At 55.8% G+C, this 23,923-nt stretch carries 21 protein-coding genes; 8 read left to right on the top strand and 13 right to left on the bottom strand.

Features of this window, described 5'->3' with window-relative positions; translation table 11 throughout:
* Positions 1 to 139 precede the first annotated feature (139 nt).
* On the bottom strand, positions 140 to 850 hold the full coding sequence (locus AY555_RS02150; protein WP_066132831.1) for a helix-turn-helix transcriptional regulator: 711 nt from the start codon (positions 848 to 850) through the stop codon (positions 140 to 142).
* A 140-nt stretch (positions 851 to 990) separates the two neighbouring features.
* Positions 991 to 1,710, bottom strand: coding sequence for an autoinducer binding domain-containing protein (locus AY555_RS11925; RefSeq protein ID WP_066132828.1), 720 nt, complete (start codon positions 1,708 to 1,710; stop codon positions 991 to 993).
* 346 nt (positions 1,711 to 2,056) lie between these two features.
* Here AY555_RS11925 and AY555_RS02140 point away from each other — a divergent pair, with 346 nt between their 5' ends.
* The 4 genes from AY555_RS02140 to AY555_RS02125 all read left to right on the top strand — a co-directional run bounded on the left by AY555_RS02140 (position 2,057) and on the right by AY555_RS02125 (position 5,681).
* The gene (locus tag AY555_RS02140) at positions 2,057 to 2,758 is read left to right on the top strand and encodes a helix-turn-helix transcriptional regulator (protein WP_082811805.1); all 702 of its coding nucleotides are present in this window, start codon (positions 2,057 to 2,059) and stop codon (positions 2,756 to 2,758) included.
* Positions 2,759 to 2,953: 195 nt separating this feature from the next.
* Positions 2,954 to 4,378, top strand: a complete 1,425-nt coding sequence (locus AY555_RS02135; protein ID WP_066136372.1) for a phosphomannomutase — start codon at positions 2,954 to 2,956, stop codon at positions 4,376 to 4,378.
* Positions 4,375 to 5,328, top strand: a complete 954-nt coding sequence (locus tag AY555_RS02130; RefSeq protein WP_066132823.1) for a UDP-glucose 4-epimerase family protein — start codon at positions 4,375 to 4,377, stop codon at positions 5,326 to 5,328. The genes AY555_RS02135 and AY555_RS02130 overlap by 4 nt, the downstream gene beginning before the upstream one ends.
* Before the next feature lie 8 nt (positions 5,329 to 5,336).
* Positions 5,337 to 5,681, top strand: a complete 345-nt coding sequence (locus AY555_RS02125; protein WP_082812041.1) for a DUF2293 domain-containing protein — start codon at positions 5,337 to 5,339, stop codon at positions 5,679 to 5,681.
* Positions 5,682 to 5,691: 10 nt separating this feature from the next.
* Here the strand turns inward: AY555_RS02125 and AY555_RS02120 are convergent, their stop codons facing one another.
* The 4 genes from AY555_RS02120 to AY555_RS02105 all read right to left on the bottom strand — a co-directional run bounded on the left by AY555_RS02120 (position 5,692) and on the right by AY555_RS02105 (position 9,063).
* Positions 5,692 to 6,444, bottom strand: coding sequence for a metallophosphoesterase family protein (locus tag AY555_RS02120; protein WP_066132817.1), 753 nt, complete (start codon positions 6,442 to 6,444; stop codon positions 5,692 to 5,694).
* Positions 6,445 to 6,495: 51 nt separating this feature from the next.
* Positions 6,496 to 7,131, bottom strand: a complete 636-nt coding sequence (locus AY555_RS02115) for a hypothetical protein (protein WP_066132814.1) — start codon at positions 7,129 to 7,131, stop codon at positions 6,496 to 6,498.
* A complete protein-coding gene (hslO, locus tag AY555_RS02110; protein ID WP_066132811.1) occupies positions 7,128 to 8,078 on the bottom strand; it encodes an Hsp33 family molecular chaperone HslO in 951 nt (316 codons plus the stop codon). Before hslO ends, AY555_RS02115 begins: the two co-directional genes overlap by 4 nt.
* 169 nt (positions 8,079 to 8,247) lie before the next feature.
* Positions 8,248 to 9,063, bottom strand: coding sequence for an ABC transporter permease (locus AY555_RS02105; RefSeq protein WP_066132808.1), 816 nt, complete (start codon positions 9,061 to 9,063; stop codon positions 8,248 to 8,250).
* A gap of 128 nt (positions 9,064 to 9,191) precedes the next feature.
* On the opposite strand from AY555_RS02105, the gene AY555_RS02100 reads away from it, so the two are divergent.
* Positions 9,192 to 9,770, top strand: a complete 579-nt coding sequence (locus AY555_RS02100; protein ID WP_066132806.1) for a regulatory protein RecX — start codon at positions 9,192 to 9,194, stop codon at positions 9,768 to 9,770.
* Between the two features lie 18 nt (positions 9,771 to 9,788).
* On the opposite strand, the gene AY555_RS02095 is transcribed toward AY555_RS02100, so the two are convergent.
* A complete protein-coding gene (locus AY555_RS02095; protein ID WP_066132803.1) occupies positions 9,789 to 10,280 on the bottom strand; it encodes a cupredoxin domain-containing protein in 492 nt (163 codons plus the stop codon).
* 90 nt (positions 10,281 to 10,370) lie between these two features.
* On the opposite strand from AY555_RS02095, the gene AY555_RS02090 reads away from it, so the two are divergent.
* Positions 10,371 to 12,827 carry a PAS domain-containing protein gene (locus AY555_RS02090; protein ID WP_167798451.1) on the top strand — a complete coding sequence of 819 codons (2,457 nt, stop codon included), beginning with the start codon at positions 10,371 to 10,373 and terminating at the stop codon, positions 12,825 to 12,827.
* Positions 12,828 to 13,108: 281 nt separating this feature from the next.
* Here the strand turns inward: AY555_RS02090 and AY555_RS02085 are convergent, their stop codons facing one another.
* Complete coding sequence (locus AY555_RS02085) at positions 13,109 to 13,981, bottom strand: hypothetical protein (RefSeq protein WP_066132798.1); 873 nt, start codon at positions 13,979 to 13,981, stop codon at positions 13,109 to 13,111.
* 165 nt (positions 13,982 to 14,146) lie between these two features.
* On the opposite strand from AY555_RS02085, the gene AY555_RS02080 reads away from it, so the two are divergent.
* Complete coding sequence (locus AY555_RS02080; RefSeq protein ID WP_066132795.1) at positions 14,147 to 15,184, top strand: aspartate-semialdehyde dehydrogenase; 1,038 nt, start codon at positions 14,147 to 14,149, stop codon at positions 15,182 to 15,184.
* A gap of 361 nt (positions 15,185 to 15,545) precedes the next feature.
* On the opposite strand, the gene AY555_RS02070 is transcribed toward AY555_RS02080, so the two are convergent.
* Both AY555_RS02070 and gap read right to left on the bottom strand, forming a co-directional pair.
* Positions 15,546 to 16,739, bottom strand: a complete 1,194-nt coding sequence (locus tag AY555_RS02070) for a phosphoglycerate kinase (protein ID WP_066132789.1) — start codon at positions 16,737 to 16,739, stop codon at positions 15,546 to 15,548.
* A 79-nt stretch (positions 16,740 to 16,818) separates the two neighbouring features.
* The gene (gap, locus tag AY555_RS02065) at positions 16,819 to 17,826 is read right to left on the bottom strand and encodes a type I glyceraldehyde-3-phosphate dehydrogenase (protein WP_066132786.1); all 1,008 of its coding nucleotides are present in this window, start codon (positions 17,824 to 17,826) and stop codon (positions 16,819 to 16,821) included.
* Positions 17,827 to 18,106: 280 nt separating this feature from the next.
* On the opposite strand from gap, the gene AY555_RS02055 reads away from it, so the two are divergent.
* Positions 18,107 to 19,714: a polyphosphate kinase gene (locus AY555_RS02055; protein WP_066132780.1), complete on the top strand. Its 1,608-nt coding sequence runs from the start codon at positions 18,107 to 18,109 to the stop codon at positions 19,712 to 19,714.
* A 9-nt stretch (positions 19,715 to 19,723) separates the two neighbouring features.
* Here the strand turns inward: AY555_RS02055 and AY555_RS02050 are convergent, their stop codons facing one another.
* The 3 genes from AY555_RS02050 to AY555_RS02040 form a co-directional block, all read right to left on the bottom strand.
* Positions 19,724 to 21,862 carry a bifunctional diguanylate cyclase/phosphodiesterase gene (locus tag AY555_RS02050; protein WP_066132777.1) on the bottom strand — a complete coding sequence of 713 codons (2,139 nt, stop codon included), beginning with the start codon at positions 21,860 to 21,862 and terminating at the stop codon, positions 19,724 to 19,726.
* A 148-nt stretch (positions 21,863 to 22,010) separates the two neighbouring features.
* The gene (locus tag AY555_RS02045) at positions 22,011 to 22,580 is read right to left on the bottom strand and encodes an HD domain-containing protein (protein WP_245176939.1); all 570 of its coding nucleotides are present in this window, start codon (positions 22,578 to 22,580) and stop codon (positions 22,011 to 22,013) included.
* A 46-nt stretch (positions 22,581 to 22,626) separates the two neighbouring features.
* On the bottom strand, positions 22,627 to 23,904 hold the full coding sequence (locus tag AY555_RS02040; protein WP_066132772.1) for an MFS transporter: 1,278 nt from the start codon (positions 23,902 to 23,904) through the stop codon (positions 22,627 to 22,629).
* Between the last annotated feature and the right edge of the window lie 19 nt (positions 23,905 to 23,923).

Genomic DNA, 23,923 nt, shown 5'->3' with positions numbered 1-23,923 from the left:
CCCCCCCAGAAAGAAGCAAACTTAAACGCCATTGCGGCACCGCTGGCCAGAAGCTTTTTGAACAGCGGTGCTATGTCTTTCTAGGAATCAGCAAGTTAGAGCCGACAGATCTCTTGCATGATGACACCCACCACCGTTCTTATTTCGATGGTACAGACGTGATATCCATAGAAATTCCAATCATTTTTGATGAGGGTTCAGGTATCTTGCACGGGACATGGGACTCCAGTCTGCCCATCACATCGCGACGGCAGGCGGCAACGTATCGTTCTGTAACCCCAAGGTAGCTGGCGATAGCATCATCAGCAAAGCCTGACAGGGCCATTTGCAGAATTCTGGTTTCGGTTTCTTCCCGGCCGTTGGCGCCGGGGCGTCGTTCAGCGCGCATGTAGTCCTGCAGAAAACGAAACGCCATACCTTCCATGGCTGACTGTTCGTCTTCGCGAATTTTGACATCGCGACTGGTTATAAAGCTGACTGAATAAAGCCGGTTTCCTACATGTATGGGAACAACCATGCCTTCCCGCAGCCCGAACGCGAACAGTTCATTGAAGAACTCGTTGTTCATATTCCGGACGGCATCATATTTAACGGTCGTGTCGCTGGCCGGAATCACGTAAGTGAACGGATCAACGTCATGATAGCCATGATCTACATACCGCTGGACATAGTTGCCGGGCGTCGACGCCGCAATGCATGGGCAGCCGAGGTCTTCTATGACATCGTCTTCCCATCCAAAGAATGCCGCAAATTCAAACCCCATCGCAGTGCTGTTTGCCAGAAGGTTCTTGAACAGGGGGGCAATATCCTTGTGGGAGTCCACAATTTCGAATCGCTTGATATCTTCCATAACAACCAAATCCTTCTGCTTGCCCCTGAATTAATGCGTCAAAAAATTGGAGCATACAAGCCATCGTGCACGCTCCAATCCCCCCTGAATGTGTGCACTTCTGTTGTCCGCCGGTGTGGACAAAGAGACGGGAAGTGCCGTTATTGCCTGAGCGCCGTAGATGTGCCGTGCAGCGGGATGCTTATCATCCTAGATGAGCGCACTGACTTCCCGTAGGGGGCGCGATACCCCAATTTCTCCATAATGCCCCAGCGGCAAGTCGAGACATAACTTTCTGTCAGGCCAAGGAATTCAGCAATGGCATCATCAGAAAATCCAGACAGCGCCATTGAAAGAATTTTTTCTTCTGTTTCGTTACGGTTGTTGGCTGCGGGCCGCTTTTCAGCCCTCATGTAATCTTGGACAAAACGGAACGCCATGCTTTCCAAGGTGCCCTGTTCATCCGGCCGGATGCCAGCATCACGGCTGGTGCAGAATCCAACGGTATAAAGACGATTGCCTATGCGCACCGGTACGCCTGCGCCGTCTCTCAGGCCGAACGTGGCTATTTCATTGAAATAATCACTGTTCATGTTTTTGAGCATGTTAAATGTCAGGGAGGAGTCACTGGCGGGAAGCATATGAGTGAATGGGTCGATTTCATAGTAGCCCCGTTCCGCATAGCGGTGGACGAAGTCCGCTGACCATGATGCTGCGATACATGGGAAGCTGCTGTCTTTTATAACATCTTCCTCCCCTTCCATTCCCCAGAAAGAGACAAACTCAAATCCCATGGCGGTGCTGTTGGCCAAGAGAGTGTTGAACAGGGGTGCTATATCCTTGTGGGAGTCCACAATTTCAAACCGCTTGATATTTTCCATAACGACAGGCCCTTTCTTCCCCAGCGACCCCGACAAGACCCACATTCTTGGTTGTCGTGCCGCGCATATATTCAACAGGGAAGATACCACGCAACCGAACGAATTCCAGAAAAATTTTCCAAATACACACATAGCGTGTACGCATACGAAGTTGCCTTGATTGCAAGGGGTTGTCCCCCTGTTGGTCGATTTTGCTGTTCTCGTTACGGTTTTAAATCCCATGTAGTCAGGGTGAAAATTTGTCTGGAAAACGTCAATTATGGTTGATACAGTGCTGTCGCCGCATCGTAAGGGTGTGCGGCGTTGCGATAGTGTGTCGCTCCGGCTGATGGCGGGGGATTGAGTAATGAACGAAGCAAGAAAAGTGTCAGGCGTAAAAGCGCCAGTTGGTCGTGATGGAGGCGAGCTGTTTACAGCTCTCTGTTCCAGGGCTAAGGACTTGGGTTTTGAATGCGTCACATTCATGGGCGTGGCTGGTGATGACGAGGCGTCAAGAGACATCGGGTATCCCTTTATTGCGGCATCCTGTCCGCCCGGGTGGGTGGATCTTTACAAGGAACGTGCCTATCACAAGGTTGATCCAGCCCTTCTGCTTGCCCCCGTTGCCATGGGGACGATGAGCTGGGGTGATCTGGATGGCGCAAGGCTGGATTTTTTCCGGGAGGCGTCTTCGCATGGCTTGCGAACTGGTCTTTCTATCCCTGTGCAGCTGCCATTGCGGACGTATCTGTTGAACTTTGCCACGGCAAGGGAGGAAGCGATCAGCATTCCCGTCCGGTCCGAGCTGGAGGGGCTGGCGTTCATGTTCGTCCAGAACTGGTTGCGAGCTTGCCCACAGCAGGAGCGGTCACCTGCCTTCAGTGAAAAAACTCTCAAGATTCTGCGTATGTGTTTGCTGGGGTTTGACTGCAGCTCCATCGCCACATCTCTTGGCATGACGGCCCACGGTATCTCGTGGCACCTGAAAGATGCCCGCAGGAAGTTGCGTTGCCAGACAACCATGCAGGCCTGTGGCAGGGCCTTGTTCCTGGGTCTTATAAAAGTTTAGTTGCGCTTGAGTTGCATCGCCGTGGGTGCCGGAACATTTGTTTCCGGCACTGGCGCTTTTTTGTTTATCCGCGGAAAACAGTTCTGGAAGCAAGGTTCCTTGTTGTCAAGGGCCTTGAACAGTTCTTGTACGGGTGGTCATTGGCTTGAGGTTGTGTTACCCGTTCAGCCATTGTCTGGTGATGCGGGTTATCTTATGAACGTTACTCTTTCTGACATAGCGGAACGGTCCGGGGTTCGCTTTGGGACCAGTGGCGTGCGTGGCTTGGTTGATGCAATGACCGATGAGGCCTGCCAAGCTTATACGCAGGCGTTCCTGACGCTCGTGAAAGAGAGGGGCAGGCCTTGTGATCTGATTGTTGGTCACGACCTTCGTCCCAGTAGTCCCCGTATTGCGTCGGCCTGTGCCGCTATAGCTCAGGAGGCGGGCTTCCGGGTTCGCTATGCCGGTGTTCTGCCGACGCCTGCCTTGGCTTGGTATGGGCAGATGATCGAGGCTCCCGTTCTTGTGGTGACCGGCAGCCATATTCCTTTCGATCGTAACGGTATCAAGTTTTATCGTCCGGATGGGGAACTGTCCAAGGACGATGAGGTGGCCATGATGCAGATGCCAGTGGCTAAGGTGGTAACGATGAGACCGGCTGTACTGCCAGCTCCGGACACAGTGGCCGCAGAAGCTTATGTGCGTCGGTATGTGGATTTCTTTGGGGCAGGTGCCCTGGAAGGGATGCGGGTTGCCGTCTTCGAACATTCCAGTGCGGCGCGTGATATCTTGCGGGTCATTCTGGAGGCGCTGGGAGCCCGTGTTCTTTCCATTGGCAGGACAGACAGTTTTGTTGCCATCGATACCGAGGCTGTCAGTCCGGCAGATGTGCGTGCGGCCCGTGAGTGGGCGCAAAGCCTAGATTTTGATGCCGTTGTTTCAACAGACGGTGATGGTGACCGGCCCCTTGTCGGGGATGAGGAGGGTAACTGGCTACGGGGTGATACTGTTGGTCTTTTATGTTCCCGGTTTCTTGGCGCTGATCATGTTGTGACGCCAGTCAGCAGCAATACGGCCTTGGAGCACTCAGGTTGGTTCAGGGCGGTAACGCGTACGCGGATTGGGTCGCCCCATGTTATTGCAGCTATGCAGGATGATGTAACGGGCCGCAATATATGCGTGGGATATGAGGCCAATGGCGGTTTCCTTCTGGGAAGTCGTATCGTTCATGAGGGTCGTGTTCTTGAGCCATTGTTGACCCGTGATTCTGTTCTACCGATCGTGACGCTTCTTGCTACGGCACGTATGCGTAGGTGTTCCCTTTCTGCTTTGATGGCTGATCTGCCACAGCGTTTTACGGCCAGTGATCGCTTGCAGGGTATAGATCCAGCCCGGAGTTCGGCTCTTCTGAATGAGTTGCGGAAGGATGTGGATGGTTTGTTGCGTTATCTGCCCCCTGATTGTGGAACCATTGTCCTGGTTGACCAAACAGATGGGCTGCGTGTGACGTTCTCCTCGGGTGACATTGTGCATTTGCGCCCTTCGGGCAATGCGCCCGAGCTGCGGTGTTATACCGAGTCTGGAACCCCCGGTCGTGCAGAGGCCCTGTGCCGTTTCTGCTTTGAGTCGCTGCCGTGAGGGTTTTGCTCACAGGGGCAAATGGTTTCGTCGGGCATGCACTGTGTGTGGCGCTTGCTGCATCGGATCACTTTGTACCCGTTCCTGCTGTTCGTCTGGACGGGCAGTCGATTGCTGGCATGCCGGCTGTTCCTGTCGGGTCTGTTGATGCCGGTACCGATTGGTCCCATGCCTTGGCCGGGTGTGACGCGGTTGTGCATCTGGCGGCCCGCGTTCATGTTATGCGGGAGCATCATCCTGATCCTTTGTCCGCTTTCAGGGACGTGAATACACAGGGAACCCTGTCCTTGGTGGAGCAAGCCATACAGGCTGGTATCAAGCGTTTCATTTACATCAGCACCATCAAGGTTTCCGGGGAAGGTCGCGAGGCAGAAAAACCATACCGGGAAGATGATCAACCGGCACCTTCTGATGCTTATGCCCTGTCCAAGTGGGAAGCAGAGCAGGGGTTACGCCGTTTGGCTCTTGGCAGTGGTATGGAATGGGTTGTGATCCGCCCGCCGTTGATCTATGGCCCCGGGGTCAAAGGTAATTTTGCCACTTTGATGACGTGGTTGCAGAGGGGGATTCCCTTGCCTCTTGCCTCCGTATCCTGCAACAGGCGCTCCATGGTTGCCGTTGATAACCTTGTGGATCTGATCGTCCTGTGCTTGGTTCATCCGGGCGCAGCGGATCAGCTGTTTCTGGCGGCAGATGGGGATGATGTCTCGACAGAGGGACTTCTGCGATCTCTGGCTGAGGCTATGGGGACGCGCGCGCGTCTGTTTCCTGTTCCTGTTTCTTGGTTGCGGTATCTTGGCCGTTGTACAGGGATGGGACCGGCTGTTGACCGATTATGTCAGTCCCTGACCGTCGACATCTCCAAAGCCCGCTCTGTTCTGGGATGGAAGCCACCCCTTACACTCCGGCAAGGGTTGGCGCGTGCTGCGGCCTATCCTGTGAAGAGGTGATGTGTCCGATGACCCGTCGCCACCAGCTTGAACAGGCTTTGTCCCTGTTGGCTCCCACCCTTCCACAGTGGGAGAAGCAGGCTGCGCTGGATCATGCCCAAGATTCACCCGGTTTGCGGCGGGGGTCGGTTCAGGCCGCGGCTTGGTTGTCTTTGGTGGCTTTGGCTCGTCATCATTTTACAGACTATGATGCCCTGCTTGAGGATGGCTACAGTCGTGATGCGGCGCGTGCCATGGTTTGCGGGCAACTCAATGCCGTGCTTTTGTCCTGGGGTTGTCGCCGCACCGTTGGGGAAGATGATCCCGCTTGGTCGGCGGATATATTTCCATCCCGGTCGTCGCGACCGGAATAGGGATGTCATCTCAGTGTGTCTGGATAAAGCTGCGCTGGGTTCCATGAAGAACAACCGCGGTGAGAACATTACTGCGCCAAGCCCCGGTATCAATCCCGATGCGGTTTGCCCTGTTCTCTGGTGTCGGGTGTATGGTGTGACCATGTACCACGGTATGCTCCCGTGTATCGGTGCATGATAGGAAGGGTTCCCGGATCCACAGCATGTCCCGTCGGCTTTGACGGCCCAGTGAAATTCCGGGTCGTATCCCGGCGTGTACGAAAAGGTAGTCTCCGCATGTCGTCCACAGGGGCATGTTTTGCAGAAATTGGCGATGCTCCCCGGGGAAGACAGCCCTGAAGGCACGTGACAGCTTGAAACGGTCCAGCGCCTCCGGTTCCTTATCCGGCGTATCCACACCATAGCTACGCAGTGTTTCCAGGCCACCGTATTTCAGCCAGTTCAACCCGTCGGCAGGGTGTTCAAGGAAGCTCAGAAGGGAGTCTTCGTGATTACCCAGCAGGCAGCGTGTTTGTCCGTTTTCCAGGGAGAGAGTCCGCAAGCGTTCCAGAACGCCGGGCGTATCAGGTCCCCGGTCAACGTAATCACCCAAGGTAATCAAAAGCACCTGCTCTTTTGCCTGGCGTCGCTGTGATATATCGTGGCCAATCTGTTCCAGAAGGGCGTCTAGAAGATCAAGGCGCCCGTGGATATCGCCTATGGCGTAAACAATCAGCCCTTCCGGAACAGCAGTATGTGTGCCCGAGGACTTATCATCTGACATGACGAACCCTTCCGGTTGCGCACGACACTAAATCCCAGTATGGCCTTGCTGTCAGGACGTGCTCCGGTCAAGGAGAGCCGACCCTAGGTGTTGGCGTATGGCTGCCCCAAGCTGGGCATCTACATCCTGCATCAGGTGCTCTACCAGTTCAAACCAGATCTGGTCACGTTCAGCCAGAGATGCTTTCTCGGGAATTGTTATGGTCCTCCACGCTGTGGCCGATGCTTCGTGACGCACAACGCCGGCGCCATCAACAATCTGGACCGCGATATTGGCTTTTGCGGCATAGCGTGCCTCTGGCTCGTTGGTAAAGAAGCCGGTGATTCCCTTCTTGGTTGGAAGCTTGGTTTCTGTTACGGATGCCTCGCGTATATCAACACGGATATGTCTTTGATGGGTGTGGGTTGTTGTAATCCGGTCCTGTGCCCACGCTCGCATGGCCTGTTCCGGTGATAGGGGCATACGATGTTCGACATGTGGGCTGCGCAGTGGTGGGATATAGCTTGTCACAATATCCGGCCCTTGTGCTGCAAACCGGAAGGGAGCCTTGGTCAGGAAGCGTAGCTCCGGCTGTTTAGAAACGGGTGGCCCTTGGTCCGAGCACCCGGCAGCAAGTGACAGCATGGCAAAAAGACAGACCGTGCCCAGAACAGGCAGAAACCGCGAAAATGGGAAAGCGTATGTCATGGTGATGTTGTACCTTGGGAGAGGACTTCGATATCCGATGCGCTGAAGATGTATTCTGTGGAACAGAACTGGCACTGGACGCTGACTGATCCATCATCAAGCTGCATCTCGCCCAAGCTGCTGGGGCTGAAGGTTGCCAGCGTTTCTTCCACCCTTTGCCGTGAGCAACGGCACCCGAATACTAGGGGGCGGGGTGGCGATACAGACAGATCCTCATCGTGGAACAGGCGGTGAAGAACAGTGCCAGCCTCAAGGCCGGGATCAAGGAGTTCAGCCGTTGTCAGGCTCCCCAGAAGGATGACGGCCGTGCGCCAAGCCTCGTCTGCATCGTCCTTGGATAGGGAGAGGATTTTGCCGCCATCGACCGGCATCCTCTGGATCATCAAGGCCGCGGCCCGCCATCCGTTGTGGTTCGGGCATGGGGCTTCGGATGCAACCTTAATAGCTGTTTCCAGCTGCTCGGACTGACGGAAATAGGCATGGAGACACTCTGAAAGGGTTCGGCCTGTCAGTTCCACCAGCCCTTGATAGCGTTCAGGAGCATTCCCCTGGTCAACCGTGAAGGCCAAGTGTCCTGTTCCCAAAAGCTTTTGTACGCTTGCTTCTTCGGCAGTGCCGGGGTCATCCAGTCCATCCGCTGTTTCATCGAAGGTGGCGCAGGCCCGGACCTGTCCATCCGATGTTACATCAGCCACCAGCTGCCGTACCGGCCCGCTGCCTTGGGCCTGCAGGGTAAAGACACCATTGAATTTCAGGGCATTGGCCAATACCGAGGCCAAAGCTGCAGCTTCTGCTACCAGTCGTGAAATGGCTGCTGGGTATTTGTGTCGCTCCAATATGGCATCCGAGGTTGCGCATGTGCGGGCCAAGCGCCCCCTTAACAAGCCGCCGTGCAATAAAAAGGGCAGGGCAAAATCCGGGGTCTGGGTGGCACTCTGGTCAGTCATGAACAATCTCGGCAACACACGAAAAAGGGGCGAAAGATGATCTGTCAACGGACCTTGGTTGTTAACAGGTTATGGATGCAGTTTATACCCCCGCCAAGAAAGACCAAACCGTCTTTCTGGAGCTTGGGATCATTTTTCTGCTTTAGCCTGCGTGGTTATGTTAGAGGCTTCAGCTTTTCAGGCGATATCCTGACCGGATCAGGACATGGCATGCAAGCACCAGCACCATGTTTGTCAGAGCAACAACCCAGAGACCTGTTGCAGGCAGTGCTGCTTCATGGCCGATAAAGCCGTACCGGAAGCCGTCAACCATGTAGAAGAAAGGATTCAGATGGGCAATGAACAGAAAGTTATCCGGCAGGCGGTCGATGGAATAGAACGTGCCGGACAGGAATGACAGTGGCGTGATGATAAAGTTTGTGATTCCGGCCATGTGGTCAAATTTCTCTGACCATACGCCGGCCAGAATGCCCAGCAGGCTGAGAATCATGCTGGCACCGACGGCATGGAACAGGATATAGCCCCAATTATGGATATGCAGGGTCACGAAAGGTAACATGCCAACTCCGATCGCCACCCCAACAACCATGCCCCGTGTCATGCCGCCAAGGGCAAACCCAAGCGTCAGTTCCCAAGGCGAGAGGGGCGGCATCAGGACATCGATGATATTCCCTTGGATTTTGGAGATGATGAGCGAGCTGGACGTGTTGGCAAAAGCATTCTGCACCATGCCCATCATGATCAACCCTGGTGCCAGAAATTCCATGAAGCTGACCTGTCCCACGGTTTGTTGGGCACTGGATCCAAGGGCAAGGGCAAAGATTGCCAGGAACAGGAGTGATACAACCATTGGCGCTGCGATTGTTTGTTGCCAGACCTTGATAAAACGTCGGACTTCGCGCAGATATAGCTCCCACAGGCCAAGCCAGTTTATGGGGCCCATCGCACGGGGCGCAGGGGGCGGGAATGCGGGGGCCTCGGTCATGGTGACAGCTTTCAGTTTCCGATTTTGCAGGACTGCAGAAGGAAACTGCCAACACGTGCGAAGGTCAAGATATCTTGCATCTTGATGTCAGGGTTCCGATCATTTTGCCTGTACGGGAAACACATTGCATGTACGAGAAGAAAGCGGATCCTGGTCCTCTGGGGGTAGAGAGCTTGATGAAGGCTGCCCTTCATTACCTAGAGCGGTTTGCGGCCAGTCGTGATGGTGTGCGTCGCGTTCTGGAGCGGCGCGTTGCCCGTTCGGATTCTGCCGAGAATATGGATGCTGAAGCTGTATCTTCTGCGATCACGGCAGTTTTGGATCGCCTGACGGATCTTGGTTATCTCGATGATGCTTTCTTTGCGGAATCCCGTGCCCGTTCCTTGGTGGCGCGGGGCGTTTCCGCTCGGGGTGTGCGGTCTCGTTTGCGTCAGAAGGGTGTATCTCCAGAACTGGTTGAACAGGCCATGTCCGATCTTGCTGCTGACAGGGCCGGTCATGGTGAGATTGATCCGGATTTGACGGCTGCTGTTATTTTTGCCCGACGGCGCCGTATCGGGCCATGGGGTGACCCGGAAAGCCGTAGTGCCCGGCGTTACAGGGACATGGCCGCCTTGGCCCGTCGTGGGTTTGGTACGGATGTTATTCGCCACATTCTGGATGCCTGTAATCCTGATGATCTGGAAGCCGCAATTGGTCCTGTATAGGGGTATTTCCCCCTGTAATCAGCGGGTGACGTGGATGGTTCCGGTCATTCCAGCTTCGTAGTGTCCGGGAATCAGGCAGGCAAAACCAAACGTTCCAACGCGGTTGAACAGCCATATGACATCGTTGGATGCGTTTGCTTGGACATGTGCCATATGAGGCTCGGCATGATTCATGTCCGGGTTGTGCCGCATGATATCTGCGTGTTCTGTAAGCTTGTTGGGTGTGCCAAGAACAAACTCGTGCAAGGTATGACCATGATTGTCGACCTTAAAACGAACAGTTTCGCCCAAGCGGACTGTAATGGTATCGGGTGTGAAACGCATGGTATCACTCATACTCAAGACAATGGTTCGGGTCACGGCCTCAGGCACGCCTGCAATACCCCATTCCTGCTGCACAGGCTGGGAGGCATGTTCGTGTGAGTGTTGTGCGTGATGGTCTGCTTCATGCGCACGGGCCGGGCAGGAGAGTGCCATGACAAGGCAGGCACACAAGACGAGTTTTTTCACTTTATCATTCCTGTAACGGAGGCAGATAAACATTCAGGACAGAAGCCCGGATCGGGTACCAAATATATCACGCTCTTCTTCTGTGGTTGCTTGAGTTTTTTCTCTCTACCCGGCACTGTTGCCCGTATGGGGTATCTTCAGCAGAGCATCACTTTTTTTTCTCACTATGGAATAGAGCCTACAGCTCTATTCCCGCCACTTCTGCTGGCCCTGTGGTGGTTCTGGTGGCGTTGGTACCGTGACCGTGCATCTTGGCAGACGGCCGGGATAAAGGCCGAGATGCTGTCCCATGTCATGGCGGTCAGTCCGGATGGATGGTACCTGTGGTCTGCATCGGACGACCCTGTCAAGGATGGAGATCTTCTGGGGGGAGGGCAGTGCTCGCGGCGGCTTGCTGTCATGCTGTCATTGTTTTCCGGTCATTCGGCCTCTTTTGGTGATGTTGTTTCTGTCTTCCTGCCTGGTGATGGTGCGCGTCTGTCTTCTCTTGTATATCGCTTGCGCAGTGAAGGAGAGGGATTCTCGGTCATTCTTGGTCTACAGCCTGCGGAGGGGCAGGAAGACGTATTGCGTCGTGTCGAGGTGTCGGGGGTGCGGGCCTTGGCTGATGATGGTCGCTGTCTTGCCGATGTGCTCTGGGCCCGTGATGTATCGTCCGGTGAGGAAGACCGTCGGGAGCTGGTGGCACGCTTTCACTGTGCAGCCAGAGAGGCATCCCGTTTGCAGCGTATTCTGGATACCATTCCGCTTCCGGTTTGGGTTCGCGATGATGGCTTGGATATTATTTTGGTAAATCGGACGTTCCTGGATGCAGTTGATTCCTTGCCTGGGCAGAGTGGATCCAGCGTGCAGGAGCTTGTTGCAGGCTCTGCTGCCCGGGATTTGCGGGCTATGGCGTCGGCAGTCCGGGCTTCTGGCCGGGCCCGCTCCGGAACGTGGCATACGGTTGTTGGTGGCAGTCGCCGGTTGATGGAAATTACAGAGAGTCCTGTTATCCCTGGCCAGGGTTCGGATGATGGCCTCCACACCGTTGGGGTTGCCCAGGATATCACCCGTCTCGAGGTGCTGCGACAGGCCACAGAGCAGCAAATGGGCAGCCATGTCGCTGTTCTGGAGCGTTTGGGCACGGCTGTTGCCATTTTTGGTTCTGATACGCGACTGCGTTTTCATAATCCTGCCTTTGCCCGGTTATGGAAGCTTGATCCATTGTGGTTGGCTACATCAAACCCAGACTATGCTGAAGTTCTGGAACAACAGCGGCTGAATCGTCTTCTTCCTGAAGTTGCCGATTATCCGGCTTTCCGACAGCGTGAACTGGCACGTTTCAAGGCTCTGCTCGAGCCGATGGAGGATCTCCTTCACCTGCCGGATGGAAAGACGTTGCGGCGGGTTCTGGCCCCTCATCCTTTGGGGGGGCTTCTGGCGACGTACGAAGATGTGACCGACCGTCTGACCTTGGAGGCACGCTTGCGGCAGGTTCTGGCGGTCCAGGACCAGATTATGGATGCATTGCCCCAAGCTGTTGCTGTTTTTGATGCTGACGGGCATCTATGCCAAGCAAATACCGCCTTCCGTACCTTGTGGAAAGTAGATGCGGAAACTCTGGAGCGGCATCCTGCATTCGCGATGATTCTGGCCCGACAGCCCGATGTTATACAGGCCGATCCGATCTGGACGGCTGTCCAGACATTCCTGTCCGCACCTCCCGGTGATCGTGGTGTGTTTCCTTCCCCTTCCGGATCATTGTCAGCAGGAGTTATGGTTATAGCCCTGCCTGATGGTTGCGTTCTTCTTGTTCAGCCGGATGTTACAGAGAGAGCATCGCTGCCCATAACGGCCAATCCTGCTTATGTGTTGTCATCGCTGGCCGAGCTGATACGGGCTCCTCTTGGAACGGTTGGCAGCCTGTGTGAAGTCTTGTTTACCGGCGACATGGGAGGATTGGACCCGTCCCGGCAGGAGTACGCCGGGCGCGTGATGGCGATTCTGCATTTTCTGTCCGTTATCAATGATGCCGCTCTTGATCTGGACTGGTTGCAGGAGCAGTCAGAAGACCCCGTATCAGGTGCCGTGAGCTTGCGTGAGCTGATGTCTGTTGTTATGGCCGATGTCCAAGCTGCTGCAACCCATCGGGATATAGTCTTTGACTATCGCTATGACGCGTCCTGTGACAGGGTTTCTGCTGATGGTTCTTCCTTGCGTCAGAGTCTTGTCTTGGTGTTTGCCTCTGCCCTTGCCGCAGCTTATAACCACGGGAGGATTCGTCTTGAGGTGCGTGACGAGCCGGTTGTATCCTTGTCTGGTGCGGTTCTGCCGGGTGTGGTGGTGACTGTTTCGGATGATGGGGCTGTGCCCGGTTATGACGTCTGTTCGGCCGTTCTGGCTCTTGCAAAGAGTGGTATCCGCCGTAATGGGGGCAGGTTGTCTGTCTTCTCTTTTTCCGGCCGTGGAACACGGGTTCAGATCCGACTGCCTGCCCTTGTCAGCGGGGACGTGTCAGCAGCGGTGGCTTTCAAGACCCATGAGGTATTAACCCGCGAAGCCTGAGTCCCGTCCTACTTTCTTGTCTTGAATGTGGCTCGTTGGTGAAATAAGTCCTGTACTCTCTTGATAAGGCAGGGTTGCTATACCACGATCTGGCCGCATGTGTGATAGCGCCGGTAGATGGTGCCCAGCACTCCGTAACCGGAAGAGGTCTTGCGCCTGTCGCAAACCGGCATCGGGTTTTTCTTGTCCCCCTGCGCACTAATCCCGGTGAAACTTCCGTCCCTTGCCCCCGGATACCGTTTCCGGGGGTCTTTTTCGGTGTTTGGCGGGGGTTATTTGTATCAGGTCCCGGTTTGTTCTTGGTCTGTATTTTGGGCTGTATCATCCGGGAGATCGGGTGTTTCCGGTGCAAGATCGGGAGCCGGTGATGTATGCAGCGTGGCTGGAAGAACTGGCTCACGGTTCGGGTTCTGGAAATAGTCGGCAAACAGGGTTTCTCCCAGAATCTCCCGGGCCTGAATATCGGCCTCTTCGCGTGCACCCAGCGCCTCAAGGGTTAGGGCATGGGTTTCAACCGCCATTTCGGCCGCCAGAAGGCGTTCCCGATCCGGATCATTGGACAGGCGGTCTCGTTCTTCCTTGAGCAAAAAGAGGTATAGGCGGAACTGCCGGAAGGCCTGATCCCGCACGCCCTCCAAGCGCCGCTCTGCTTCTTCCCGCCTGACCTGCTCGGCCAGAAGCTGCTGCTGGAGGCTGTCGTGCTCCCCGGCCAGGCGTTCCCGCTCCATTTCGGCAGAAGCAGCCTGGTCAAAGACCGAATTGAACTCCTCCCTCAGGGCATTGAGTTCGCCGCGAAGCTTGGCAATCGTCAGCCGGGCTTCATCGCTGCCGGGTTCCTTGTTCTTGACCCGTGCTGCCATATAACGGCGATAGCTGATCAGGTATGGAGCAATGGTTTCATGCTGAAGATGGTATCGTTCGGATATACCGCACACGTCGCGCAGGCGCTCGCCTATATCAGCCTGACGCAGAAGACCCCTCAAGGTGGCCGGGATAATCAGGGGCAGGGCCGTATCAGGCAGGTCACGGCATATGATGGCCCAACGTTGCAGAACCTCCGGGCTGCGGGGGTCGTCAAGCTTGTGGCCGTGCCGGATGGATCCCAGAAGCCGGTCCAGAAATGCCCGCGACGGATCCTGTTCACCACTACGCACGCCTGTTGATCCCCTCTTGCCCAGATACTTACAAGGTACGTCCGGGGCCCTTGTACGGCAAGGCTTGATCCGTTGTCCGTACAGACATACCTTGCGGACCTAGGCGAGTCTGCCGGGCCTGTCCCGTACCCGGATCAAGGACTGCTGTCAGAGAAGGATAGTCTGATGAGTTCCCATACCCCTGCTGTTGCCCGTATTGTTCTGGTTGGCGCATCGGGCCATCTGGCCCGTGAAATCCTAGACACCCTTGCCGAGCGGGATATTCCTGTCATCCGTCTGGTAGCCTTGGACAGTCAGGCCCGTATCGGGCGTGAAGTCTCTTATGGTGACGATGATGTGCTGAAGATATCCGGTCACGAGACCTTTGATTTCCGGGCATCGGACCGTGTTGTTCTGGCAACGGAGCCACGTGATGCATCTGCTGTTGCGTCTCGTGCCATGCGGGTTGGTGCCCTAGTCATTGATCTCAGCGGGCACTTTCGGCGTGATCCGTCTGTCCCGCTGGTGGTGGCCGGAGTGAATCCGTCCAATGTTGACCGTGCGGAAAAGAAGGGTGTCATTGCGGCTCCATCGCCTGTGGCTCTGATGGTGTCAAAAGTGCTTGCCCCGTTGCATGACCGCTTTGGTCTTGTGCGGGTTGTGGCCTCAACCTACGAATCCACTTCCGGAGCCGGACGCGAAGGGATGGACGAGTTGTTCCGCCAGACCCGTGGTATTTATGTCAACGAGCCGCCAGCTTCGAGCCGGGAGATTTTCCCCAAACAGATTGCGTTCAATGTGATTCCCCAGGTCGGGTCTTTCTCTGATATGGGAGCAACCGAGGCCGAAGATGAAGCGGCAGCCGGATTGGCCCGGATGTTGCCGGGTACAGCCGTCCACGTGAACTGTGCCCGCGTGGCTGCTTTTGTGGGTGCTGCGGCTTACATCAATATCCAGTGCGAATCCCCCGTCTCCGAGCAGGCGGTCAGGGAAATCCTGCGTGAGAGCGACAGCGTATCGGTTGTCGATCACCGGGTGGAGGAGGGATACGTCACCCCTGCCGAGACTTCTGGCGAGGAACCCGTCTTTGTATCCCGCCTGCGCGGGGATATCAGCGTTGAAAACGGGCTGTCTTTCTGGTGTGTTGCCGATGCCTTGCGCCAGGAAGCTACAAACGTTGTGGATATTCTGGCGCTGGTGGACCGCTTGGACGAGCAGGGCTAACGGGTGGTTTCTTCCTGCGTTGCAGGATGCATTGCAAAGTGCGGGAATTGCTGTTTTCCGGTGGGTGTTTTCCCTTCCCAACTGCGCTTGCCGCCGGTTTTGTCCGGTCTTGGGCTTGTTGGCACGGAACCTGCTGTCCCCTGTTGTGCGAGGGGACTACCCCGCGCAGCGTGCAGGCAGCCAGCTGTGCCGCTCAGGCGTGGCTGAAAAGGGCGAATGTCGGTTTTCCTTCCGCGCTCGGGAAGCCGGCTATCCCTCCCGCCCGGAATGCCGCGTGCTTCCGGTGGCCGTCGGGTCATTCCCTCCCCCGCCCGACCTGACGGCCACCGCGACGCACTTCCCCCCCCTGACTGTTCTGCTTTCAGGCTTCCAAGGCTTTGACACCTGGGAGGTCGCGTCCTTCCAGCCATTCCAGGAATGCGCCCCCCGCTGTGGAGACGTAGGAGAACTGGTCCTGAACCCCGGCATTGGCCAAGGCGCCGACCGTATCCCCGCCACCGGCAACGGTCAGAAGGTTTCCTTTGCGCGTCAGGTCTGCGGCAGCCTGGGCCACCAAGTTGGTTGCAGCATCAAAAGGCTTTATCTCGAAAGCACCCAGGGGGCCATTCCAGACCAGGGTCCGGAAGGATGCCAGACGATCGGACAGAGCGCGGGCTGAATCCGGCCCGATATCCAGAATCATTTGGTCTTCCGGTACAGAATGTACCGGAACAACTTGCCGTTCTGCTGTTTCACTCAGGCTGTTGGCCACAACAACATCAGTAGGCAGAACAACGGTGCATTTGGATTTTTCTGCCTTGTCTAGGATGGCCCGTGCTGTTTCTGCCATCTCTTTTTCGCACAGGGATTTGCCAATTTGGATGCCCTGTGCATGTAGGAAGGTATTGGCCATGCCGCCACCAATAACCAGCAGATCAACTCGTTGTGCCAAGTTGCCAAGCAGGTCCAGCTTGGTCGAGATCTTGGCTCCGCCTACAATTGCGCCAACCGGATGCTCGGGGCGTTCCAGTGCCCGTCCCAGAGCTTCCAGCTCAGCTTGCATCAAGCGCCCGGCTGCTGCCGGCAGCAAGTGGGCTAGTCCCTCGGTTGAAGCGTGGGCGCGGTGCGAGGTTGAGAACGCGTCATTGACGTAAAGCTCGCCCAATTCGGCAAGAGCTCTTGCGAAGTCAGGGTCGTTCTTCTCTTCCTGGCTATGGTAACGAAGATTCTCCAGCAGGACGATGTCACCCTGTCCCATGCCGTTGACAACCGTTTTGGCGGTCACGCCGATACAGTCTTCGGCAAAGGCAACCGGGAAGCCTGTTGCCGTAGACAGGGCGCTGGCAACTGGGCGCAAGCTCATGGCCGGGACGCGCTCTCCCTTTGGGCGCCCGAAATGTGACATGACAACGACCTTGGCGCCTTTTTGGGCCAGTTCGGTAAGGGTCTGGGCAGAGCGTTGGATCCGGGTTGAGTCCGTAATCTGTCCGTCTTTCATGGGCACATTCAGGTCTGAACGGACCAGAACATATTTTCCCTGTACGTCAAGGTCATCAATTGTCTTGAAAGTTGGCATGGTGCAGTCCGCAAAAGGCCGGTACAAAAAGGAAGAAAAAGCCCTGCACACGTCGGGCAGGGCTTTTCAGAGTGTCAGGTCACAGCGTCTTACCGATGGCTACGGCTGTATCCAGCATCCGGTTGGAGAAGCCCCACTCGTTGTCATACCACGACATGACACGCAGGAAGTCCCCGTCCATGACCTTTGTGCCACCGGCAGCAAAGGATGATGAGTTCGGGTTGTGGTTGAAATCAATCGAGACAAGGGGCAGATCGTAATAGCCGAGGATCCCCTTCAGCTCACCCTCTGCTGCGGTCTTCATGGCGGCGTTGACAGCCTCGACGCTGGCTGCCTTGCCCAGCATAACCTTCAGATCCACCAAGGAAACATTGGCTGTCGGGACGCGCACGGCCACGCCATCCAGCTTGCCCTTCAGTTCCGGCAGCACTTCACCAACAGCCTTGGCAGCCCCTGTCGAGGTTGGGATCATCGACATGGCCGCAGCGCGTGCACGGTACAGATCCTTGTGGAGGGTATCCACGGTGTTCTGGTCGCCGGTGTAAGCATGCACGGTGGTCATGAACCCCTTCACGATCCCGAATTCACGGTGCAGGATATGGGCAACCGGGGCCAAGCAGTTTGTGGTGCAGGATGCGTTCGAGATGACCTTGTGATCAGCTGTAATTTTGTTATGGTTGACGCCATACACAACAGTCAGATCAGCTCCCTTCGACGGTGCGGAAACCAGAACCCGCTTTGCGCCATTGTCTAGGTGGACGGCAGCCTTGTCGCGGTCTGAAAAGATGCCGGTGCATTCTGCAACAATATCAATACCAAGATCACCCCACTTCAGGGCCTTCGGATCGCGTTCGGCAAAGCAGCGGATGGTCGTTCCGTTGATCATCAGGCTGTCATCGGCTGCACGAACATCAGCTGGCAGGATGCCATGAACAGAATCATACTTTAGAAGATGGGCATTGGTAGCAACCGGTCCTAGGTCATTGATAGCCACGACCTCGATATCTTTGCGGCCGGATTCGACCAAGGCGCGCAGAACCAAGCGGCCAATACGACCAAAACCGTTAATTGCAACGCGAACAGCCATAAAGATCCTCCATTCAAACACAGTCTGCCAGACACAGGGGCAGGCCGAAAAACAGGGCGCACACAACGAGAATTTTCCAGACAATTTCCTGTCTGTATTCAGGTGGGCGGTGGCTACGTATGTCACGGAAGATTGTGTAAATCCAGACCCAAGCCAACGTAATGGAAAAAACCTCATCCTTGATGTGGATAAAAGCCCCCGAAACCGGCAATATGACGGCAGGGAGAGGGCTGTCACCGCAGCTGTCCGCATTCTGGATTTCTCACCGGGGGTAGAATCGATGTTTCGAACCGCTGAACTGGGGCGCAAGATTTCCAGGAAAGAGTTTGACGCCGTAACACCGGCGTTGCGCACTGAGCTGATTACGCTCCAGCAGACGCTTCGTTATGCCGATTTCCCGGTTATCTTGGTGTTTGCCGGGGTTGATGGGGCCGGAAAAGGCGAGAGCATAAACCTTCTCAGCGAGTGGCTTGATCCGCGCTGGATGTCGACGTCCGCTTACGGGGATCCTTCGGATGAGGAACGGGAGAGGCCATCTGCTTGGCGGTACTGGCGAGATCTTCCACCACGCGGCTGTATCGGCATGTTCATGGGGTCTTGGTACTCTGCCCCGGTAATGGATAGGGCTTGGGAGCGTATTTCCTTGGCCGAGATGGACGAGCAACTGGCGCGGATTGCTCATTTTGAGAAAATGCTGGCTGATGATGGGGCCTTGATCCTGAAGTTCTGGATGCATCTTGGTCGTGATGCCCAGCGGCGTCGCCTCAGAAAGCTGGAGAAAAAGCCCCATGAGGCTTGGCGGGTGACCAAGCGCGATTGGAAGCATTGGGAGATGTACGACAATTTCATTGCGGCTGCGGAGCGTACTATTCGCATGACCAGCGATGGACACGCCCCGTGGACGATCATTGAAGGCGAAGATGTCCGGTATCGTTCCCTGACCTTGCTGATGACCTTGCGTGATGCTCTGGTCCGGCATCTTGAAGCACGAGATCTGCGCCGTAAGCTGCTGGATACTGTGAAAAAAGATGAGAGTGCTGCACGTGCCGGTCGCTCTGTTCCGGCTGCGGCCAAAACACGCAAGCGTGCCGGAGCGCAGGCGGACGCCGGTCTTTTGTCCGTGTCATTGCCCCAGCAGCCGACCATTCTGGATGCCTTGGACATGAGTCTGGACCTGGAGCCTGCTGAATATGCCGAGCGCATTCGTGCCGGTCGCAGCCGCCTTGCCGGGTTATCGCGTCTGGCACGTGCTTATGGTGTTTCCAGCGTCCTGGTGTTTGAAGGCTGGGATGCCGGTGGAAAGGGTGGTGCGATCCGCCGCGTGGTATCAGCGCTGGATGCTCGTGAGTACAAGGTCATACCAACAGCAGCACCTACGGATGAAGAAAAGGCCCGCCATTATTTATGGCGTTTCTGGCGTCATATCAGCCGTGCCGGTCGAGTAACCATTTATGACCGTTCATGGTACGGGCGGGTTCTGGTCGAGAGGGTAGAGGGGTTCGCCCGTACGGACGAGTGGATGAGGGCTTATGCCGAGATCAACGCCTTTGAGGAACAGCTGTCCGAGTTCGGAACCGTATTGTGCAAATACTGGCTGCACATTACCCCTGAAGAGCAGATGGCCCGTTTTACGGCACGCCAGAATACGCCATGGAAGGCGTGGAAGCTGACAGACGAAGACTGGCGGAACCGTGAGAAATGGGACCAGTATCAGGATGCGGTCAATGATATGATCGAGCGGACATCGACACGCAATGCGCCCTGGACCTTGGTCGAGGCCAATTCCAAACGCTATGCCCGGGTCAAGGTGCTTGAGACCTATACGGACCAGCTTGCCAAGGGCCTGAAGGCACGGGGTATCAACCTCAAGAAAGCATTGGCTATTTGATGCAGCTTGTTACCGTGGACCAGTTGAGGACGTGTTATCCTCGGATGGTTTCCCTTGCTTCAGGCGCCGCGCTGTTTCGAACACGGTTGTCTCAAAGACATTCGGCGGGCACGGTTGTCCGAACGCGTAGCCCTGAAGCGCGTTCACGCCCAAGCTGCGCAGGTGCTCTGCCATACCCAGCGTTTCCACGCCCTCGACAACTGCCTTCATGTTGAGTGTGTGAATCAGTGACAGGATCGACTGCATGACTTTCTCTGCATTTGAGCCCGGGCTCAAATTTTGCAGCAAGGCTCGGTCCACTTTGACTTCACGCGCGGCGACCGTGCACAGATAAGCCAAGGACGACCACCCCGTCCCGAAATGCTCAAGGGCAACCCCAACGCCAAGAGAGCGGAGGGCGGCGGCGGTTTCTTCAGGGGACTGTGTAGTGTCTTCCCTGTGCATGGCCGCTACTTCGATTAACAGCCGTGCAGGATTGATGTCTGTTTCTTTCAATGTCTTTTCAAGCATTGCCGCATAGGTCTCCTCACTGAAGAGGTGCGGTCTGGCGTTGATGGAGAGATCCAGCGTATCAAAAGGAGCCCCCATGGATTGCCAGCGCTTGAGGATTCGACAGGCTTCACGGGCGACCCAGCTATCAATCTCGGGCATGATGCCAAGGTGCTCTGCCAAGCCTATAAAATGCACGGGTGCCAGCATGCCGCGGCTGGGATGATTCCAGCGCAGAAGAGCCTCGGCCCCCGCGATGCTGTTGTCTTCAGACCGGTATTTAGGTTGGAGCAGAAGCCGGAACTGCCGATGGCGCACAGCAAGGCGCAGCAGATGGGGGAGCGACAGCATATCCGGGTTGCCGGCATTCATTTCCGGGGTAAAGAACGCATAGCTTTGCGACCCAGCTTCTGTAATGGACAGCATGGCTGTTTCAGCCCGGCTTAATAGCTCCTGTGCCGTGCTGCCGTCATCGGGACATACGGCAATACCGATCGCCCCGGTCATACCGCAGTCATTACTGTTTGCGGTTGCGGCGTCATTCAGGCAGTCAAGGACACGTCCCGCCAAGGCTCCGGCTTCGGCAGCATCGACCAAGTCTTCGGCCAAGATACCAAAACGGTTGTTACCGAAATCGGACAAGGAGTCACGGGTTCGCAGGCACAAGGTCAAGTTAGCTGCCAGAATATCCGGAAGGCATGGCCGCAGTGTCTGGTTTTTACCGCTCTCCGGTAAGGCCGGGCCATCAATTCTGAGAAGGAGAACGGCTGTCTGGCGTCCTGAGCGGTGCGCACGTGTAATAGCCCGTTCCAGTCGGCTTTCAAAGGAAGCCCGTCCTCCTAAAGACGTTGGCTGCTGTTCTTCTTCGGTCTTCTGTCCGGATTGTTCTGGAGAAGAGTGGGGGGCACTGCTATGGGTCAGCCATCGCAGCAGTACACATATGCTGTACAGGGCAATACCGATTACGGATGCCGTAATGGCGATCAGGATGCCCATGGTTTCACGATCAAGCTTGTGGATGTATACAAGCGACCGTGACCGGGGCAGCACGGTAACAGACGGTAATGCCATGGCATACAGGGTTACAATGCCACCGATCATCAGAAGCCCTGCAATCAGGACTGTCTTTTCCGGGCCGTGCGTTCGGGGGAAGGTTACAAAAGCGGCGCTACAGATCAAAGCTGTGATGCACAATGCGCTGACAGACAGGACGGGGTCATATTCCAGATCCGGTATGATCAGCATTGACTCCAGGATACAGTAGAATGTTGCCCACAGCCCCAAGGCAACGGTTCCGCCAGCTAGCGCACTGCGTGGCAGGTTGGCTTCTGTTGTGTCGATGAGGCTCATGCCGGCATAGGCGGCGAGGACCCCGATAACAAGCCCCAGCGATAGAATGAGGGGATGAAAGCCTGGCTCCAGCGCTGTTGGCAAGGCCAAGAAGGTTGTTGTGTAGCCACCCAGTACCCCAAAGCTGAACAGGACAACGGGCCCCAATGTGTCGATTTTGCGCCTTATTCCAGCCTGTTCTGATCGTGTTGTCAAAAGGTGGAAGGACATCATCGTGCAGATGGCAAGAAAGAGGACCCCAAAGGCGGCAAGGCCGGGGCTGCCATGTATTGCAGTTGTATCCATGAAAAGCAGCAGCGAGAGCGACATCGGGGGCGTCCTTCTCCAGAGACATCCATCCGGAACTTGCGCACAAGCAACAATGACGTTGTGCAGTGCACAGCGCAGGTGTTGCAACGCATACAGATAACCCTAGTATCCTGACGGTGTACACCCGGTCCATAGGAACCAGGGGTGCTCAGGAAGCCTGCAAGGCCTTGTGAAGTTCGGAGAATGTGTCCAGAAAGAGATGGGCTGCCTCTGTAGCCGGGAGAGGCAGCAGGTGGGCCCATGGTGCTGGTTTGGCCTTGATCGACAAGACAGGGCGAATTTCGTGCAAAGAAAATCCTGCAAGTTGAACTGCTTCTGTCGCTGCCGCTATCAGGTCTGCCTTCTTGATCCGGGTCTTGTCCGGGGTGGAAAGGCAAGGTGGCAAGCCAAAGCGTACGTGGATTGCACACATCAGTCGGTTTTCAACCTCGCGGAAGACATTCCCTACAACGGCTTTCAGGGGGGTAACCAGGTCATGTGTGACATATTCCGGTGCATCATGGAGGAGTCCGGCAAGCAAAAGATTTGGTTCTGGGCGGGGCCTGAACCGTTTCATAATGTCCACAACAAAGACGCTGTGCTGCGCAACGGACCATGCGTGTGGCCCAATGGTTTGCCCGTTCCAGCGGCTGTTGCGGGATAGGCCAAGGGCAATATCGGTTATTTCCACATCCAGAGGTGACGGGTCGACGAGATTTAGTCGACGACCCGAAACCATCCTTTGCCATGTCCTCGGAGCATGGCCCGACAGATGACGGGCAATGTCACCCGACATTGCGCCGTCTTTGTCCGGCTTCTTCCAGTCCGGACGGAACGGTCCGGTGCAGGGCAATCGGCTCAGCTGCCATTGCATCCCCATGCGGGGTATCTGTTGCTGCCATGTGGCAATTATCTTTCTGCACAAGGCAAACAACAGACATGAAGACGCCACATGCGGCGATGAAGATGAAGAAGCCCAATGGACCTGTTACCTCCATGGCCTTGGCTGCCAAGAGTGTGCCCGCCACGCAGCCAATGGCATTGAAGAGATTCATGGCGCTGGCCGTTGCAGCCAGCTTGCTTGGAGCTGCGCGGTCATTCGAATAGGATATCGAAAGCGGAAATGCCACGAATAGCATGCCACTGAACACAAACACCACCGACAGGAATGTCAATCCCGAGAAGGTGGAAGAGTCTAGGCTGGTGGCGGTTATGGCTGTCAGAACAATGGAAAGGCCAGTCAGAAGCAGGCTGACAGCCAAGATGACATGGCGCCTGTTGATGCGATCTGACAGTTTACCCACAGGTATTTGGAAAACCATGGCACCAAAGAAGCCGCACAGCATCAAGGTTGATACGCCCTCTGCATCTAAGCCGACCTCGACCCCATAGCGGGGCATCATGCTGTAAAAAGACCCGAGCAGGATCCCCGATACGGTAGCGCCAATCATGCCAAGGCGTGGTGTGGACATAAGAGCGGAGAGACCGATCTTCTCGGGTTCCGGACGTGCGGGGCGTTCTGCGTTTCGAGTCAACATGACGGGCACAAGGGCCAGTATCGCAATGCCCCCTGCCAAGAAGAACAGAATATCATCCCCGATGTCGGCTACCGTGATCAGCTTCTGTCCACCGCCAACAGACAGATAGGCAGTCAGCATATAGATCGCCAAGACGGTTCCGCGTTGTTGGTTGTTGGCCTTGGCATTCAGCCAGCTTTCAAGTGCGACGAAGGAGCCCGCCATGCAGAAGCCTGACACAATACGCAGCCCTCCCCATACAATGGGGTCAACAACAAGGCTATGGGCCAAAGCGGCCAAAGCAAACCCGATAATCATGACATACAAGTAGCGGATATGTCCGATCGACGCGATAAAGCCCTTGGCTAGGAAGGATCCGGCAATCAGCCCGACATAAAAGCAGGCGAGAACATTACCGGAGATGGTCTCGGAGTAGCCTTCCAGCGACAGCCGGACGGACAGCAAGGTGCCAAGAAAGCCGTAGGCAGTGGCCAGCAAGGCCAAACCGCCCAAAAGATTGGCAAGAGAGCGAAGCAAGTGCAACATGCCCGCAGGTATCCTCACA

It is taken from the genome of Haematospirillum jordaniae (assembly GCF_001611975.1).
Classification (GTDB): Bacteria; Pseudomonadota; Alphaproteobacteria; order Rhodospirillales; family Rhodospirillaceae; genus Haematospirillum; species Haematospirillum jordaniae.
This window is presented reverse-complemented; position numbering and strand designations above follow the sequence as displayed.